The sequence below is a fragment of the Pseudoalteromonas espejiana DSM 9414 genome (genome assembly GCF_002221525.1).
Taxonomy (GTDB): domain Bacteria; phylum Pseudomonadota; class Gammaproteobacteria; order Enterobacterales; family Alteromonadaceae; genus Pseudoalteromonas; species Pseudoalteromonas espejiana.
The window spans coordinates 1,155,264-1,172,439 of the sequence record NZ_CP011028.1 but is presented as its reverse complement, the minus strand read 5'-3'; the positions used below and the strand labels follow the sequence as shown (position 1 = coordinate 1,172,439).

General features: G+C 39.5%; 12 protein-coding genes. 3 read left to right on the top strand and 9 right to left on the bottom strand.

The window, feature by feature from the left end:
- Positions 1–36 precede the first annotated feature (36 nt).
- Both PESP_RS05390 and gshA read right to left on the bottom strand, forming a co-directional pair.
- Complete coding sequence (locus PESP_RS05390; RefSeq protein WP_089347119.1) at positions 37–648, bottom strand: transglycosylase SLT domain-containing protein; 612 nt, start codon at positions 646–648, stop codon at positions 37–39.
- Between the two features lie 133 nt (positions 649–781).
- Positions 782–2,368 carry a glutamate--cysteine ligase gene (gshA, locus tag PESP_RS05385; protein WP_089347118.1) on the bottom strand — a complete coding sequence of 529 codons (1,587 nt, stop codon included), beginning with the start codon at positions 2,366–2,368 and terminating at the stop codon, positions 782–784.
- A 386-nt stretch (positions 2,369–2,754) separates the two neighbouring features.
- On the opposite strand from gshA, the gene PESP_RS05380 reads away from it, so the two are divergent.
- Positions 2,755–4,302, top strand: coding sequence for a methyl-accepting chemotaxis protein (locus PESP_RS05380; protein WP_089347117.1), 1,548 nt, complete (start codon positions 2,755–2,757; stop codon positions 4,300–4,302).
- 42 nt (positions 4,303–4,344) lie between these two features.
- On the opposite strand, the gene clpB is transcribed toward PESP_RS05380, so the two are convergent.
- The 3 genes from clpB to rluD form a co-directional block, all read right to left on the bottom strand.
- Positions 4,345–6,921: an ATP-dependent chaperone ClpB gene (clpB, locus tag PESP_RS05375; RefSeq protein ID WP_089347116.1), complete on the bottom strand. Its 2,577-nt coding sequence runs from the start codon at positions 6,919–6,921 to the stop codon at positions 4,345–4,347.
- A gap of 96 nt (positions 6,922–7,017) precedes the next feature.
- Positions 7,018–7,749 (bottom strand): peptidoglycan editing factor PgeF, encoded by a 732-nt coding sequence (pgeF, locus tag PESP_RS05370; RefSeq protein WP_089347115.1) that lies wholly within the window; start codon positions 7,747–7,749, stop codon positions 7,018–7,020.
- Positions 7,749–8,726 (bottom strand): 23S rRNA pseudouridine(1911/1915/1917) synthase RluD, encoded by a 978-nt coding sequence (gene rluD / locus PESP_RS05365; protein ID WP_089347114.1) that lies wholly within the window; start codon positions 8,724–8,726, stop codon positions 7,749–7,751. The genes pgeF and rluD overlap by 1 nt, the downstream gene beginning before the upstream one ends.
- A gap of 141 nt (positions 8,727–8,867) precedes the next feature.
- Here rluD and PESP_RS05360 point away from each other — a divergent pair, with 141 nt between their 5' ends.
- A complete protein-coding gene (locus PESP_RS05360; RefSeq protein ID WP_089347113.1) occupies positions 8,868–9,632 on the top strand; it encodes an outer membrane protein assembly factor BamD in 765 nt (254 codons plus the stop codon).
- A gap of 422 nt (positions 9,633–10,054) precedes the next feature.
- Here the strand turns inward: PESP_RS05360 and PESP_RS05355 are convergent, their stop codons facing one another.
- Positions 10,055–12,277, bottom strand: coding sequence for a TonB-dependent receptor (locus PESP_RS05355; RefSeq protein ID WP_089347112.1), 2,223 nt, complete (start codon positions 12,275–12,277; stop codon positions 10,055–10,057).
- A gap of 419 nt (positions 12,278–12,696) precedes the next feature.
- Between PESP_RS05355 and PESP_RS05350 the strand changes: the two genes are divergently transcribed.
- Positions 12,697–13,287 (top strand): LuxR C-terminal-related transcriptional regulator, encoded by a 591-nt coding sequence (locus tag PESP_RS05350; RefSeq protein ID WP_089347111.1) that lies wholly within the window; start codon positions 12,697–12,699, stop codon positions 13,285–13,287.
- Here PESP_RS05350 and PESP_RS05345 read toward each other — a convergent pair.
- The 3 genes from PESP_RS05345 to PESP_RS05335 are packed head-to-tail and all read right to left on the bottom strand — an operon-like array spanning position 13,277 to position 17,161.
- Complete coding sequence (locus PESP_RS05345; RefSeq protein ID WP_089347110.1) at positions 13,277–14,122, bottom strand: hypothetical protein; 846 nt, start codon at positions 14,120–14,122, stop codon at positions 13,277–13,279. The genes PESP_RS05350 and PESP_RS05345 overlap by 11 nt on opposite strands.
- Positions 14,112–16,523: a fimbria/pilus outer membrane usher protein gene (locus tag PESP_RS05340; protein WP_089347109.1), complete on the bottom strand. Its 2,412-nt coding sequence runs from the start codon at positions 16,521–16,523 to the stop codon at positions 14,112–14,114. The genes PESP_RS05345 and PESP_RS05340 overlap by 11 nt, the downstream gene beginning before the upstream one ends.
- A complete protein-coding gene (locus tag PESP_RS05335; RefSeq protein WP_245852141.1) occupies positions 16,520–17,161 on the bottom strand; it encodes a fimbrial biogenesis chaperone in 642 nt (213 codons plus the stop codon). The genes PESP_RS05340 and PESP_RS05335 overlap by 4 nt, the downstream gene beginning before the upstream one ends.
- Positions 17,162–17,176: the final 15 nt, after the last annotated feature.

Sequence of the window (17,176 nt, the reverse complement as noted above, 5' to 3'; positions counted from 1 at the left end):
GGAGCCTAGGCTCCTTTTTTATCAGTGTATTTTGCATTAACCAAAAATTAAGCGCTCAAACCAACCTTTATCTAGCTCATCTTCGCAGCGTTTAAGTTGCGAACCATAACGACTCGCGCGGTGTTTAACTTTATTTGCCACACTCATTAGCCATTTTTTCTTTTTATACGTACCACGCTTATAACCGCCCCACCCTTCGTGGTAATTGAGGTATTGCGCATAGGCATCCCATTTAGATATTCCATTTACTTTATGGGTTTTATAAACAAACCAGGCCATAAAATCGATGGCATCATCAAAGTCGTCTCTGTCGGCACCGTTGTTACCAGTTTCGCGAATATAATCAGACCAAGTAGGTGTTTTAGCTTGCGAATAACCATAGGCATCGCTGGCACGTCCGGTAGGAATTATCCATAAAAAGTATTCCATAGGCGGCGCTGCATCATGACGAAATGAGCTTTCTTGGTACATCATGCTCATAAGTACGTGTTTAGGTGAACCCCATTTTTCTTGTGCGTCTTTTGCGTCAAAGTACCAATCGGACTTTTCCTCAAAAATTTTACAAAGATCATTAGGTTGCTTAGGGGGCGCTGTTGCACAACCAGCTAAAGAAAGGGCGAAAGATAAAATAATTGCATTTTTTTTCATTTTTATAAGATCTCACTGAACTTTTTAAAAAAGCGTGGGTCTGAGTTTATGAATACAGCAGTATAGCATTGTTTCATCCCTGAAAAATATTTACGCAGCCACCTTGGGCTGCGTTTTTTTTGCGTGTTATTTATTAAGCTGGAGCCTTCGCTTTAAAGTATTCATCTAAAAAATCAGTAAAGCTAAGAGTATCTGAGCGTTCTATCTCTTCTCGTGCTTTATCAGACTCTTTTACTTGTTGCTCTAACCATTGTTTTGAAAACACTTTGTAATCGGCTTGCGCATGGCTTTGCTTATATTTATTTGCCAATTGAATGGCAAATAATCCGTTGTCAATACCAGCGTTTTCTAGTTCGCGTACATAGCGACCTGAAAAAGTAAGCGCAGGGTTATCAATCCAAGCTGCCATTTTAGTAATGGTTTCGCTGTAATAAGTAACCCCATAAGCCTTGTCCATATGCTTTGCAACATCACCAAGCTGGTTAAATATTTCACTGCCCCAGCTTTGTAAAGTACGCTGTTGATTGTTGTCGTTAAGCATAACACCTAACTCACGGCCTTGGTTTACTACAGTATCTAGATTTTCAGTGCTTCGTGCTTGCTCTTCCCAATCCATTTCTGGCGAATTTTTTAGCAAGCAGTAGGTTAAAAACACATCTAAAAAATGAATCTGATCTATGTCTATACCAGTTTCGCTAAACGGGTTTACATCAAGGGCTCTAATTTCAACATACTCAATTCCTGCACGTAGTAATGCATCGGTTGGTTTTTCACCACTTTTTGCATTGCGTTTAGGGCGAATAGGCGAGTAAAACTCGTTTTCAATTTGGAGAATATTTTTATTGAGCTGCTTAGGTGCTTGCGTTATGTAGTCGTCAATATCGCCGTATAAATCAGACGGCGTATTAATGGCTTTTTTAAGCCCTGCTACATATTCATCTAGCGAGTTGTACATTACGCGCAATGAAGACTGCGCACTATTTGTATAACCTAAATTACCCAAACGCAGGGCTGTACCCACTTCAAGATAAAGTGTGCCCTTCCCTAGCTTTTTAAACGGTAAGTCGGTTTTGCGCCCTTGTAAAAAAGAGTTACACAATGCCGGTGATGCACCAAACAAATAACTAATTAACCAAAGTTCGCGTTTAAAGTTACGAATAAGCGCTAAATAACCATCTGAAATAAACGCTTCTAAACTTTGCTCACTCTGCTTTAAAGTATGTAAAGACTGCCAAAGCGATTCAGGAAAAGAAATATTAAAATGCACACCTGCAATGGCTTGCATCATACTACCGTAACGATTTTTTAAACCTTCTCGGTACAGTGTTTTCATGCGGCCGGTGTTAGAATCACCAAATTGGGCAAGTACTATGTCGTCTTGATCTTCAATAAAGCACGGCATACTAATTGGCCATAAAAGCTCATCACCCATATGTTCAAGGGTAAACTTTTGTAGGTCTTTTAATTGCTCTAGCGTCTCTGTTGCTGATTCACTTACGGGAGTAATAAATTCAAGTAACGACTCAGAGAAGTCTGTTGTGATATGCCCGTTAGTTAATGCGCTACCAACGCCCTTAGGGTGCCCTAAAGCTGAAATGGCGCCATTGCCTTTAATACGCAGCGACTCTCGCTCTATACCACGTTTAATCCCTTTAATTGCGTGCTGGTGCTGTGTTGCTGATAACGCGTTAAGAGCGCTAGATAAATCATGTGTAGTCAAAAATGCTTCCTCGGCCACGTGGCTTAATCTTAGGGTTATGGGGGCTAATTGCCCATACTCAAGATTAAATTGTTAAGAACAATATAATTTTTCTAAATTTATAGCTATTTATCCTGTTGAGCATGCGCTTGATACTCTTAGCATCAACCAGCAGACTAATCTTGCCACTGCTAAGGCTATTATACAATCGCTTTACTTCAGCTAATAGACCGTAAATCACTTAGGTAAACTTCAGTAAGAGTGCTATTTACAGGTAAATATTTGATTCAGATCAAAAAAAAGCTAAGTTTTAACCCAGTTTAAGGTTTAACAAAGCGCTAAACTTCACCCTCGCAACTTTACCCAATATAATGACAAGTTAATTAAAAAGGATGATTAAAATTAACATGCGTCATAATCAAAGCTTAATAAATGAAGAAGTTCACTTTAGTGACTCACAAGACTTAGTATCAACTACCGATCTTCGCGGCGTAATTACATACGCTAACCCTGCGTTTTGTGACGTCGCCGGATTTACTCAAGCTGAGCTCGTGGGTAAAAATCACAATATAGTTCGCCACCCTGACATGCCTAAAGCCGCATTTGCACAAATGTGGGCCACATTAAAAAGCGGCCACTCTTGGCGTGGTATGGTAAAAAACCGCTGTAAAGATGGCCGATACTATTGGGTTGATGCTTTTGTGACACCCATTTTTGAGCAAAGTGAGTTAGTGGGCTATCAATCTGTTCGCACAAAACCGGCTCAAGCACATGTACAAAAAGCGCATACACTTTATAAAAGGCTAAATCGTGGTCAATCATTGACCAGCCTTAAAGAGCAAACTCGTTTTAGGCAGGTAATTTCATTAGTGGTACTTTTAGCTTGGGTAATAACTAGCGGGTTAGCTGTTTCAGCCATGTTTGCTCTTTTTAATCTAGCTATTTTTGCAATAGTTTTTAGCTTAAATTATCAAGAGCTTGTTGCAACCCCTGCAAAGATCAAAAAATATAAACAACAATCTGATTCTGTTTCGCGCTATGTTTTTTGCGATAACTCACCAATGAGTGTAAGCGATTTTAGAGAGCAGATGCTGCTGGCCAAACTGAGAACTGTGCTTGGGCGCGTAAAAGATTCAACTTACGCTTTTAATAACATAGCTAAAAACTTAGACACTAAGTCTGCACTTACTGAGCAAGGCATAAGTTCGCAAAGTACGCAGCTAGAACAAATAGCCACGGCTATGGCACAAATGAGCGCCACTATTGGCGACATTTCTGGCAGTACAAACAACACAGCCGACAAAGTTAATTCTACACAACAAAGTTGTGCAGGCATAAAGCAACATATTGGCCAAAACAAACAAATGGTATCGCAATTGGCTTCTCATGTAGACGAAGCGGCAAACACAGCAACCAGCCTTGCGCAAGAAGCCGATAAAATTGGCCAAGTAATGAGTGAAATTGAAGGTATTGCAGAGCAAACTAATTTACTTGCACTTAATGCCGCTATTGAAGCGGCTAGGGCTGCAGAGCACGGTAGAGGGTTTGCTGTTGTTGCTGATGAAGTAAGAGCGCTGTCGTCTCGTACACAAAACGCCACTGGGCAAATACATAGCTCAATTAAAGAAATTCAAGACACCTTATTTAATTGGTCTAAGGTTATGCAAAATACCAAATTACAAGCCGATAGTTGTGTGCAAACAACAGAGCAAACTCATCATGAGCTAGATAGTATTTTTAATCAAATTAGTGAAATATCTTTATTAGCGAACAGTATTTCTACTGCTGCTGAGCAGCAACAAATGGTAAGCCATGATATAGCTAATAATGTAGAAAAAATTAAACATGTAAGTAACGATAATTTATCGCTAAGTTACGATGTAGCAAAAGACGCAGCGCAACTGGTAGAAGGAGCACAAAAGGTTAATAATTTACTTTATACCTTTAAAGTGTAACTAAAAAATAAGCCGCCAAATGGCGGCTTAGATAAAAAATGACTAACGCTTAGAAAAAAGCAACCCCTCATCATTTGCATCAATAACCACTACATCACCAGGGCTGTAATCACCACTGAGTAACTGCTGAGCAAGTGGGTTTTCTATTGTTTGCTGAATAGCTCGTTTAAGCGGACGAGCCCCGTATACAGGATCGAAACCACTTGAGGCTATTTTATCCAGTGCGGCATCGCTAATTTCAAGCAAATAGCCCATCTCGGTTAAACGCTCTCGTAATTTAATTAGCTGAATATCTGCAATTTCTTTAATGTGCTCATTAGCAAGCGGATGGAACACGACGGTTTCATCAATACGGTTTATAAACTCAGGTCTAAATTCATTTACCAATACGTTCATTACCTTACTTTTAAGCGTAGCGTAATCATTAGTCCCAGCTTGCTCTTGAATAATATCTGAGCCTAAATTTGAGGTCATAATAATAACGGTATTTTTAAAATCAACCGTACGCCCCTGCCCATCTGTTAATCTTCCATCATCTAGCACTTGCAGTAAGATATTAAATACATCAGGGTGTGCTTTTTCTATCTCGTCGAGCAAAATTACAGAATAAGGTTTACGGCGAACTGCTTCTGTTAAATACCCCCCTTCCTCGTAGCCTACGTAACCGGGAGGCGCGCCCACTAGACGTGCCACTGAGTGTTTTTCCATAAACTCAGACATATCTATACGTACCATGGCATCTTCTGTATCGAACATAAAGCCCGCTAGTGCTTTAGTAAGCTCAGTTTTACCTACACCTGTTGGCCCTAAAAACAAAAAAGAGCCGATTGGGCGATTAGGATCAGCAAGGCCAGCACGCGAACGACGAATAGCATTAGCCACAGCAATAACGGCTTCGTCTTGACCTATAACTTTACTATGGAGCTGTTGTTCCATTTGCAGAAGCTTTTCACGCTCGCCCTGAAGCATTCGCGATACCGGAATACCAGTCCAACGAGAGAGTATTTCTGCTATTTCGTCTTCACCTACTTGGTTTTTAAGTAAGCTCATTTCTTGCATTTCGGCCTGCGAAGCTAGGTCGAGTTTTCTTTCAAGTTCTGGAATTCTGCCATATTGCAGCTCCGACATGCGTTGTAAGTCGCTTGCCCGGCGTGCAACATCTAAATCAAGGCGTGCTTGTTCAAGCTCTGCTTTTATAACTTGCGTGCCCTGTAAAGAGGCTTTTTCTGCGTTCCATACTTCATCTAATTCTCGGTATTGTGCTTCTAAGTCGCTAATTAGCTCTTGCATTTCGCTGCGACGTTTTTGACTCGCTTCATCTTTTTCTTTCGCAAGTGCGTTATCTTCAAGCTTTAACTGAATTATTCTACGTTCAAGCTTATCTAACGACTCTGGCTTTGAATCTATTTGTAAACGTATAGAAGAGCCAGCTTCATCAATTAAATCAATGGCTTTGTCTGGTAACTGACGATCGCTAATATAACGGTGAGATAAATGCGCAGCAGCCACAATTGCCGGATCGGTTATATCAACCGAGTGATGTAGCTCATAGCGCTCTTTCAAGCCACGTAAAATTGCTATGGTGTCTTCAACTGATGGCTCCTCAACTAACACCTTTTGAAAGCGACGCTCAAGAGCAGCGTCTTTTTCTATGTACTGGCGGTACTCATCAAGCGTAGTGGCGCCTACGCAATGAAGCTCGCCTCTGGCTAATGCAGGCTTTAGCATATTACCAGCATCCATAGCACCATCAGTTTTGCCAGCGCCGACCATGGTATGGATTTCATCAATAAATAAAATCACTTGGCCTTCTTCTTTAGCCAGCTCATTAAGTACTGACTTTAAACGCTCTTCAAATTCTCCGCGGTATTTAGCACCCGCCACCAGCGCGCCTAAATCAAGGGATAAAACACGCTTACTTTTAAGGCCTTCTGGTACTTCGCCATTTATAATACGCTGCGCTAATCCCTCAGCGATGGCTGTTTTACCCACGCCTGGCTCGCCAATTAATACCGGATTATTTTTAGTACGGCGTTGTAATACTTGAATGGTGCGGCGTATTTCATCATCGCGACCAATGACGGGGTCGAGCTTACCTTGCTCCGCTCGCTCTGTTAAATCTATGGTGTATTTTTCAAGTGCTTGGCGTGTTTCTTCCGCATTAGGGTCGTCCACCTTTTGGCCACCACGAATCGCTTTAATGGCACTTTCTATTTTAGTTACGGTTATGTTTAATGCTTTAAATATATCGCCTAAGGGACCTTTATCATCACACGCAGCCAGTACAAATAACTCGCTAGAAATATACTTATCTTTACGCTTTTGAGCATATTTGTCACATAAGTTAATAAGAGAAGCCATGTTGTTTGAAAGCTGTACGTCGCCGCCCACGCCTTCAACTTTAAATAATTTTTCTATTTCTTGAGAAAGCTTGGTATTGAGTTCATCGGCACTAACGCCGGCTTGCGCAAGGAGTGCACGCACGCTTGAACCGTTTTGTTGCAGTAACGCGTACATTAAATGCACTGGCTCAATAAATTGGTGATCGCGCCCAAGCGCTAATGACTGAGCATCTGAAAGCGCAGATTGAAATTTACTTGTGAATCTATCTAAACGCATGAGGGTTTACCTATTTAATAAACTAATGCTTAATAAATGGGTATGTTAATAGAATTGTTCAAGGTGTTACGACAAATATTATGCCGTAATTGTATTTTATTTGCGCCAGATCAAACTAGCCATGCGCCCTGTTTTACCTTCTCTTCGATACGAAAAAAATTCAGATGATTGCGATACTGTACAGTACTCACCGCCACTGATATTAATTACGCCGAGTTGCTGTAACTGAATACGCGCAATTAAGTATATATCGCATAGGTATTTTTGGTTAGGTTGCAATACAAAGGCACTTTGAAATAAAGGGGATTGCTGATTAAATAACGCGGCAACCTCAGCTCCCACTTCAAATTGTTTTGCACCAATAGCAGGCCCAAGCCATGCATTTATTTGATTAGCTGAGGACTTAAAACAAGCCAGCGTATTTTTAATAATACCTTTTTCAAGGCCACGCCAACCGCCATGAATTGCCGCCACTTCACTGCCATCATAGCTGGTAAGTAAAATAGGTAGGCAATCTGCGGACATAATTGCAAGAGGCTGATTTTTAAGCTGTGTATATAACGCATCTGCAGTTTGAATTTGCTCAACGTTATATTGCTCATTTGCGTTAAGCACATCGGCACTGTGTATTTGATTAAGCCAAACAGCAGGTTTAGGTAGGTAGCACTCAACCAAAGCACGGTTTTGTAAAACGTGCTTTGGATTATCAGCAACATGAAGCCCTAAATTTAAGCTGCTAAAAGGAGGCAAGGATACGCCCCCTTCTCGGGTGGTACTTAACGTTCCCACAGACGCTAAATTTGGCCATGGCGCTGATAAAAAAGCCATTAGTACTCTATATTAGGGTTTGCTTTGGTGTCTTCACGTAATACTTGAGTCATCGCCACCATGTCATCTGGAATAGGTGCTTGCCATGTCATCATTTCACCAGTAATTGGGTGAGCAATACTTAATTTAACCGCATGCAATGCTTGGCGATTAAAGGCACGTAGCATTTCGAATAACTCAGGCGTTGCACCTTTTGGTGGACGAGGACGCCCGCCGTAGGCTTTATCACCAATAAGTGGGTGATTAATATATGCCATATGTACACGAATTTGGTGTGTACGGCCTGTTTCTAGGCGAAGGCGAAGGCGAGTATGAGCACGGAATTTTTCAGCAACACGAAAATGTGTAATTGCTGGCTTACCCATTTCATGAACTGCCATATGCGTACGCTGTGTTGGATGGCGACCAATAGGTTTTTCTACCATGCCACCGGCAGTCATAGTGCCATTACATAGCGCTTCGTATTCACGCGTAAAGTTTTCGCGCTTTTGTAGCGCTTTAACTAAATGAGTTTGCGCCTGAATTGTTTTAGCCACCACCATAAGGCCTGTGGTGTCTTTATCTAAGCGATGCACAATACCAGCACGCGGGACATTAATAATATCAGGGAAATGGTGCAATAGTGCATTTAGCACTGTGCCATCAGGGTTACCTGCGCCAGGATGAACCACTAAGCCCATAGGTTTATTGATTACTAAAATATCATCGTCTTCATAAACAATGTTTAATTTGATATCTTGTGCTTCGTACTCGCGTGGTGCTTCAATGCTGGTTTCAACATTTACCACCTCACCGCCGAGTAGTTTTTCTCGTGGTGTGTTGTATATTTCGCCGTCAACGGTGATTTTATCATCCAATATCCATGTTTTTATACGTGAACGTGAATAATCAGGGAACAATTGCGCCAATACTTGGTCTAGACGTTTACCACCTAACTCGGTAGGAACCTCGGCTTGAAGTGAAATTTGTTCTGACATTAGTAACTTTACCCAATTTACCAGTGCAAGCTGTGCCTGACTGGGTTAGAATCGCTTTTAATAAAAGCATAATATAATACGCATAGTTTACTCGGTTTTACCGCCGTGGCCTAGCCGAAGACATCGAAGGTAACAAATAAAATGATAAATAAAATAGGGAAACGTGCATTCGCCATTGTTTTTTCAGCTTCTGTACTCACTTTAGGGGCCTGTTCGTCTGCGCCAGATCAAGAAGATATTCAACGTGTACCTAACAAATCTGCACACGCTTTGTATGAAGATGCAAAACAAACACTCGACTCTGGCCTATACGCTCGCGCAATAGAATTACTCAGTGCAATAGACTCTCGCTACCCATTTGGTCCGTTTTCAAAGCAAGTACAAATGGACTTAGTGTACGCACATTACCAATCGGGCAATACAGAGCAAGCACTTGCGACTATTGACCGTTTTATTCGCTTGAACCCAAACCACAAAGATTTAGATTACATGTACTACATGCGTGGTTTAGTAAATATTAAAGCTGATAAAAACGCATTCCAAGAATACTTTGGTATAGACAGAGCTGACCGTGATGCAAACCGTACACGCGTTGCATTTACTGATTTATCTACTCTTGTAAAGCGCTTTCCGAAAAGTGATTACGCACCAGAAGCGAAACGCCGCTTAGTATGGCTTTTAAACCGCATGGCACGTTACGAACTAAAAGTAGCCACTTACTACTACGAGCGTGAAGCATACCTTGCAGCAGCTAACCGTGGTAAATACGTAGTTGAGCATTACTCACAAAGCAGTTACTTAGAGCCTGCACTTGAGATGATGGAAAAGAGCTACGATAAACTTGGGCTTACAGAGCTAAGCCAACACGCTAAGCTTACCCGTGAATATAATAAATCTAACAAGTAGATATTTAAGCCCGCTATTAAAATAGCCCTACATATTTACTTAATAAAGCCCTCAACTGAGGGTTTTTTTATTGCCTAAATAAAATAAAGTATGCTGCTTCAAAGCTTAATTAATACGCTAAGTTTTCAAGGTAAAAATGCAGTTAAACATAGTGATAATTAATATTTTAGAATGCTTTACTCCAAGCCAAACGTTTTTACGTTCAAAGTAGAGATGCTTAAGAAGTAATGGAAAGGGTAACGTTTAATACAGTTAATAGGAAGATTCACCCTTAAACGTATGAACTTACAGTTAGGTAGATGGGCTTTTCTATATTTCTATTATGCCAATTACAAGTTTTTTATGGCTGTAGCTGTTTTATATAAGCACTAAAAACAAAAAAGGTAAGCCTGAGCTTACCTTTTTATTAACCTTTTAAAGTTTTATAGTTCAAAGTCTTTTTTGAATTTTAAACCAAACTCACTGCGGTCATTGCTACGCATTACACCAACAAAACCTGATTGCTGTAAGCGACCTACATCGTAAACCTCGTTTAATACGTTTTCACCGTATAAGGTTACTTCCAAATCACCATACGGGTTAGTGTAAGAAATGTTAAAACCAACTAACTCACGTGAGTCGATAGTTTCACTTTCGTTGTAAACTGATTGACCTTGCATTTCGCTACGGAAAGAGTAGTTAGCATTAAATGCAAGTGTTGCACCGCTGTCTAAATCCATAAAGTAAGAAGGGGCAACCATTACAGTCCAACGTGGTGTAAGCGCTGGCGAATCGCCTTTACCGATACCTTGAACACCCGCATCTACTTTTGTAATTTCAGAGTCTAAGTAACCTACTGAACTACGGATTGTAAAGTCATCTGTAATTGCAACAGTGGTTTCTAGCTCAACACCTTGAGCTTTAGATTCACCAGCATTTTCAACGATAGTTACAAAGCCACCGCCTGCGGTTGGATCTGAAAACGGTAATGCTAAATCAGTATAATCAGTAACAAATACAGCCAACATCATAGATACATTTTCATGCACTTGGCCTTTTAAGCCCATTTCGTAGTTGATTGCTTTTGTTTCATCAAACGATACAAATTGATCAGGTCCACCAAATGGACGCGGAGGGAAACCGCCTGTTTGGTAACCTTTTTGAATTTGACCATATACGTTCATGTTGTTGCTGATTTGGTAAGATGCATTTACATCCCATGTTACAGCGTCAAATTCAGCGCTGACATATTTACGCTCTGCAAATGTTGGGAAGATAGCGTCTGCATCTTTTTCATCTTTAGAATAACGCAGACCACCACCAATGCTTAAATCATCGGTTAAGTCGTAGCTTGCATTAAAGTAAGCTGCATATGAATTCGTTTCTTGATTAATTTCGAAATCGCCGTAGCCACCAAATGAAGCTGTTACACCATCGTTCAATAAACCATTTGGTGTATTAAACGGGCTAAATACAAATGGGCCTGAGCGCGTAAAGCCATCTTCATTGAAGAAATAAAGACCTGATACAAAGTCCATATTGTCGTAAGTAGCATTTAGTTGGATTTCAAACGAGTACTGATCTGCACCACCTTCCTCAGGAAACTCAGATAAGTTAAGTGGAGATGCATCATCATCAAGGCCACCTTCATATTCAGAAGTACGGTAGCTTGAAATGAATTTTGCTGTGTAAGTATCATCAATTGCCCAATCAGCAGTAAATGATGTACCCCAACCTGAATAAGATGTCGATTCAATACCAGCGACTGTTGTGCCTAAATCATCAGGGTCTGATGGGATCATGTCCTGAGTAAGTAATGGAAAGTCACCATTAAATACATCGTTTGCATCAAGCGGCTCTGTTAGTTCGATTGTGTAAGGCGATTGGCCTGACTCGTTATCAACGCCATCAAGTGAGAAGGTAAACGCAAGGTCACTATTTGCTTGCCATTTAAGGGCTACGCGACCGCTAAACTCTTCTTCTTCACCGATTTCTTTTTCTGGGTTTGCTAAATTAACCGCTTCACCTACTCCATCACGTGTTTTGTATGATGCACTAGCTGACATACTCAGCTCATCGTTTAGTGAATTATTAAAATAAACATCGCCTGCAATGCGTCCACGGCTACCTAATTTGGCAGTAGTAGTAACAATGCCTTCATCACCTGGTTGCTTAGTAATTACATTTACTGCGCCACCCAATGTGTTACGACCATATAAAGTACCTTGTGGTCCACGGAGTACCTCAACACGTTCTACATTTGGTAGGGATAAGTTCGAGCCCATTTGACGACCTAAGTAAACGCCATCTAAGTACACACCTACACCCGGATCAGTTGTAATAATGTGATCTTGCAGACCAATACCACGAATAAATACAGACGCATGCGCTGCATTACCCACACCGTAACGCGTAATGTTTAAGTTAGGAACATATTTACCAATATCTTCAAGGTTACTCATATTGGCTTTATCAATTAGGTTAGCACCAATTGATGTGATAGCGGTTGGAGATTCAAACAGGCTCTCTGTACGTTTACGAGCTGTAACTTCGATTTTTTCAAACGCGTCTTGTTTTGCTGTTGTTTTAGTTTCTTCAGCATTTACTGAGGTAGTTAGTGCAGCAATAATTGCTAGGCTTAACTGTGAGAGTGTGCGTAGTTTCAAAATATTCTCCAAAGGATACCGTAAAATTTAGTTATGCAGCTTACATGGCTAATCAAGCCAATAAGTTTTGGGCATAAAAAAAGATGCTTGATAAGCACCTTTCCTCTGGAGGGGTATTATATGACATATTTGTGAAGAAATGTATAAATTTTTTCATTTAATAAACATAAAAGAAAATATTTAATATAACTCTTGGTGATTATTGAATAATTTTTACAGAAAAGGTGATCTTACTTAATACAAATTCAACTCAAATATAATCCTTTCGCTTTACTGAAACCCACGATTTACAGGCTATGTGAGATTGTTACCAAAATAACATCAATAAAAACAAACAGAAAAAACACATGCGGCTAGCATGATTGATATTAACGTAAAATAGCAATATAGTATTAAAATTGCATCTACGGACAGAGATTATGGATATTAAAAACACTCCTCTACGCGATATTAAATGCTTTAATAGTCCAGACTATACATCACTTTTCTGTGTGGCAGCTAATTACAATATTTTAATGGTTAACTACCAAGCACTTAATGTGATAACCACTTATGAACTTATTAATCAATTTATGCAAAATAAAGGATATAAGAGCTTAGTGATATTTGACGTACCCAAAAATAGCGATGTGTTAGCGTTAAAAGAATGGCCAAATTTAAAGGGACTGTTTTATGAAAGCACCGATGAAGTGCTTTTTCAACAAGGTTTAGAAGCCATTGAAGAAGGTAAACTTTGGTTTCCACGTGATGTCACTGATAGTTGGATGAGGCAAATGCTTGCCACTGAACAACAGACAACTTTGCAATCTAGCAATTTAACCTGCAAAGAAATAAAAGTATTGAATTTGCTTTTTTCAGGTCTTCATTCCACTGCAATTGCAGATACTTTATTTATTAGCGAAGCAACTGTTCGAGTGCACTTACACAAAATTTATCAAAAGATATCCGTCAAGAATAAGCAACAAGCCTTACAGTGGTGCCAAAAAAACCTAAGTAAAGTTAATAATTGAGTGGACTTATTTGAAACCGAATGACATCTGAATACTCACCAGCAGCTTGATCTTTAAAGTCTTCCAACTGGATACTAAGCGGTATGAAAAACTCAGTTTGACCAGAGTAGGAGAAGTTTAAACTTGAAGCTTTTGCTAAGTTAACTTCTTCCCCACCTAACTGTAATGTATAGTTTACCCCGTATTTAGTACTGAAAATAGAATGTATTAAACGGCCTTTATTCTCTGAGCTTATATTTAGCTGAATATCAGTATTCGTTACTATTTGTAAGCTTGGGAACATAGTGTACTTTTCAGTAGGCTTCAACTCCCCCAAATAGACAGTATTAGAGAAAGTGTTATAACCTAACAAAGATAAGCTTGTGCGAGGTTCTATGTTTGTTTCTATTTCTATTTCTTTTTCATCAACAATATGCTTATTGACATCATAAAGTTTCAACTGAAGCCTGTCAGTATAATACCCTGATTTTACGGGGGTCCCAGCAGGGATTACCAAACTGATATCCACCTTGTTATTACTGATCTTAATCTGGTTTATGGTGCTGCTTAGCAACTGATTCTCTAAACGGATTTGATAGTCAATTAATTGAGAGGTACTTTTAAGGTACCCTTGGTTTTGGGAAGAGATACTAAAATACAAGGTACAATCAGTCGTGTTTATTGTATCAACTCGAATTGTTTTCTCGGCATCCACTTGTGATTTTATTTTATAAATAGACAGGTTATCAAACAAGTATTCAATTTCACCAATACTCGCATCACACTGAGCATGCACTCTACTAGCTACAGATAGGAAAAATACACTTATTGTTAAATAGATAATTTTAATGAACATAAATAACCCCTTTTCTTTGTAGTTGCTCTCCATCACTAACTTCTATTAAAAATGTAGTTTTTTCTTTATTTTTTAAAGTTACCCTATAACGGCAAGGAGCAAGTCCAGTTATTGCAAAACGCCCCCGTTTATTAGTGAAAAAGGTATACTCCTTAGTATTTGATTTGTTTAGGCAAATAGCCTTTCCAACCATTAAGGCTAAGGGAGATTCATCTTTACTGCGAAGAGTCGCAATAACAGAAATGTTTGCTGCTGTGCCAATGACTGCCTTATGGCCGGTTTTGTATTTAGGGTAAAAGCTAAGCATGCCAGAACCCATATCGTAACCAGGAGCTAAATTATCAATATCAATAGGAATATTGATATTGTCATATGAGCTTAAATCGTTAAGCAATATGGGTTTGAAGTCGCTATTATCAGCTCTGTATTCATTTTCAACACGCCCTAAGGTAATCACTTTGTTATCTAAACTTTTGTGGGCATTAACTAGAGCAAAACTATCATATATAGGCTTTCCAAATGCCCATACATCATCAGCAAAGGCTACACTAGATGCTAGGCTTACGCGGCTTTGGTGATAAGCAGAGCGAGCTTTTAAATCTTTATAAAAACTTGCATGTTCAAGGTTTGCAGCAAAACGATTAGCATTATATTGCATATTTAAATCAAAAATAGTTTTGTTCAACTCGTTATTCTCTAAACCAGCTCTAAAATTCAAAGCACCGACAAACCGCTGATTACTATCTTGAGTAAATTCTAGTCTCGTTTTATCTCGCCTTGACTGGTGGGATAGTTTAACCCTATGGTGGTTATTAAACTTATAGGTAAGTGATAAACTTACCCCCCACTCCCTCTCACCTTGTAACTCATCCCACTGAGCACCAGCAGTATATCTCCATTGACTGTTTATCAAATCGCCCGAAAAATTAACTCCTAAAGATTTATCAAATTGAACACTGCCATGATCACGTGAGAGATTTGTAAAAAAAGATGCTAGTGTCCTATCGTTAAGATAATAACTATAACTCGCCTGTGCATAATGCTCTCTATAACGGTTGTTAAACGTTTCTTGTCTTCTAAAACCTAACGCTGAAAAGTCTTTTGAACTATATTCATAACCCAGTGTGAGCTCACTTCCTAAATTGCCCATGCTGTAGCTACTGTAAACGGTGCGATACGCGTACCCTTTCTCTACAGCGGAACTAAATACTCCCTCAAAAGCCAGTTGACCCACCTTGGCGGCATAAACTTGTTTAATGCCAATCTGCTGAGCATATTTGTCTCCTTGTACCGTCAACCCGACAGTCCAACTAGGTGTCATTCCATAATCCATGTAGGCACTAAGGAAGGGCTCATCTAGCTCGTACTTGAGCCTATCCCCAGCTTTAGCAGGCACGCCTAAATGAATTTCATATTCAAGCTGACCTTGTGCAAATAGATCTAAGCCTGTTGCAACATCGAAATTCACATAACGTACAACTCCAACTATATCTGTAATTTTGAGAGAAATATTGTTGCTGCCTTCTCTTAAGGGGATGTCATCAAGGGAGTAGATACCTGCCACTAAGTTAAGGCGTTGAATAATACGGCCATCAACATAAACCTCTACACTAGAAGGACTTTGAAGAGTAAAGCTACGTGACGCAGTGGGTCTTATAGGCCTATCTGATAACAGTGAGAAATCATGTGCTATTGAAAAGCCTAATAAACGGGTAGAGCTTTGAAAATAACCACCTGAACTAAAGCTATCACCGAGGGAAAGGCGCATGCCTAAGCTAGGTAAATCATTAATTAGCCTTGTACCTCTTCGCTTCAAATTCGATGAAGCAGGCTGAGATATTTTATTGTATTCAAATTCATTTTCTATTACCCACCCTTGCCAACTAGCGACGATTTCGGAGCGCAATGCGTATTGATCTTGAACTTGCTGCTGCTCCTTATCATTTTGATGAACGTAGCTTGCATATGCGTTAATAAACCCACTAACATTAGCTGGTTCAATAGCTTTTAACCTTTTTCTTTGCTTTTGAACGCTTAAATTCTGCGGACGAGTCAATTCTACAGGAATGACAATTTCTAAACTAAAGTCACTCATATCAAATACAACACTAAAACCTAGCCCCCGTAGTGAATCTATCGATAAAGAGTCATTATTTATAACCTGAAATAATTCATCCTCTTTATCTTCAAGTAAAATCTCGCGAAAATAAGGCTCTAACTCACTCCATTTTAAAAAAAGTGCATCATCTTTATTAACACTAAGTGATACATGCCCTATTGAACTTTTATTTAATTGAGCAGACACAGTTAGCTCAATTGTTCTATTAGATGGGTTTATCTTTGCCAAAGCAGGAAGTGGAGATAAAAACATAACAAAGAGAAGCATGGTTGTAGCTTTCATTGCAGAAGTTCTAAACTTAAGTGCTCTACCTTACCGCGTTCAATGTTTTCAGGGAGCTTAAACTTTATAGTTTGCGTAGCATATGGCGCAAAAAAAACATCATACCCGTTCTCCAGCAGTGCATTTTTTTGAAACGTAGTCTCAACTGATTTATTAGTAGTGACGTTAATTTTATAATCACTCAGACGAGCAGCCCCTTCACCTTCATTTTTAACTTGGGCTATAAGCTCCCCGCTTTCTATTTTAGAAGTCAGTATTTTTAACTTTGGTATGTATGTATCCATGTCTACGTGAACGACTAAATTCACATTCATTAATATTTTAAGCTGCGAGGTACCACTTCCTACATTAGAAGCCAAAGGTTGCTCAATTAAACTGACTTGATAGCTTTTATCCTGCTGCGGGAGATTCTCTGCAATCCATCTGAACTGGATTCGTTGGCCTTGCCCTTCTTGTAAGAATAACGAAGGAGGAAATACCCATAATGGAGAATTTTCCAGCCTTTTTAGGGATGGCCTAGGTGTAGAAAAATCAATTTCATATATTTCAATATCAAAAGCAATTTCTCTAGATAATTGATTGTAAATTAGACTGGAAGGTGTTTTTGAAGGCTTCTCAGGCGAGAATGTGATTACCATAGGTGTTACTTCAAG

Excerpts from the sequence above, each read along its gene's own strand:
- PESP_RS05390 (WP_089347119.1), bottom strand. The coding sequence starts at position 648 with ATGAAAAAAAATGCAATTATTTTATCTTTCGCCCTTTCTTTAGCTGGT.
- PESP_RS05380 (WP_089347117.1), top strand. The coding sequence starts at position 2,755 with ATGCGTCATAATCAAAGCTTAATAAATGAAGAAGTTCACTTTAGTGAC.
- clpB (WP_089347116.1), bottom strand. The coding sequence starts at position 6,921 with ATGCGTTTAGATAGATTCACAAGTAAATTTCAATCTGCGCTTTCAGAT.
- pgeF (WP_089347115.1), bottom strand. The coding sequence starts at position 7,749 with ATGGCTTTTTTATCAGCGCCATGGCCAAATTTAGCGTCTGTGGGAACG.
- rluD (WP_089347114.1), bottom strand. The coding sequence starts at position 8,726 with ATGTCAGAACAAATTTCACTTCAAGCCGAGGTTCCTACCGAGTTAGGT.
- PESP_RS05360 (WP_089347113.1), top strand. The coding sequence starts at position 8,868 with ATGATAAATAAAATAGGGAAACGTGCATTCGCCATTGTTTTTTCAGCT.
- PESP_RS05350 (WP_089347111.1), top strand. The coding sequence starts at position 12,697 with ATGGATATTAAAAACACTCCTCTACGCGATATTAAATGCTTTAATAGT.
- PESP_RS05345 (WP_089347110.1), bottom strand. The coding sequence starts at position 14,122 with ATGTTCATTAAAATTATCTATTTAACAATAAGTGTATTTTTCCTATCT.
- PESP_RS05340 (WP_089347109.1), bottom strand. The coding sequence starts at position 16,523 with ATGAAAGCTACAACCATGCTTCTCTTTGTTATGTTTTTATCTCCACTT.
- PESP_RS05335 (WP_245852141.1), bottom strand. The coding sequence starts at position 17,161 with ATGGTAATCACATTCTCGCCTGAGAAGCCTTCAAAAACACCTTCCAGT.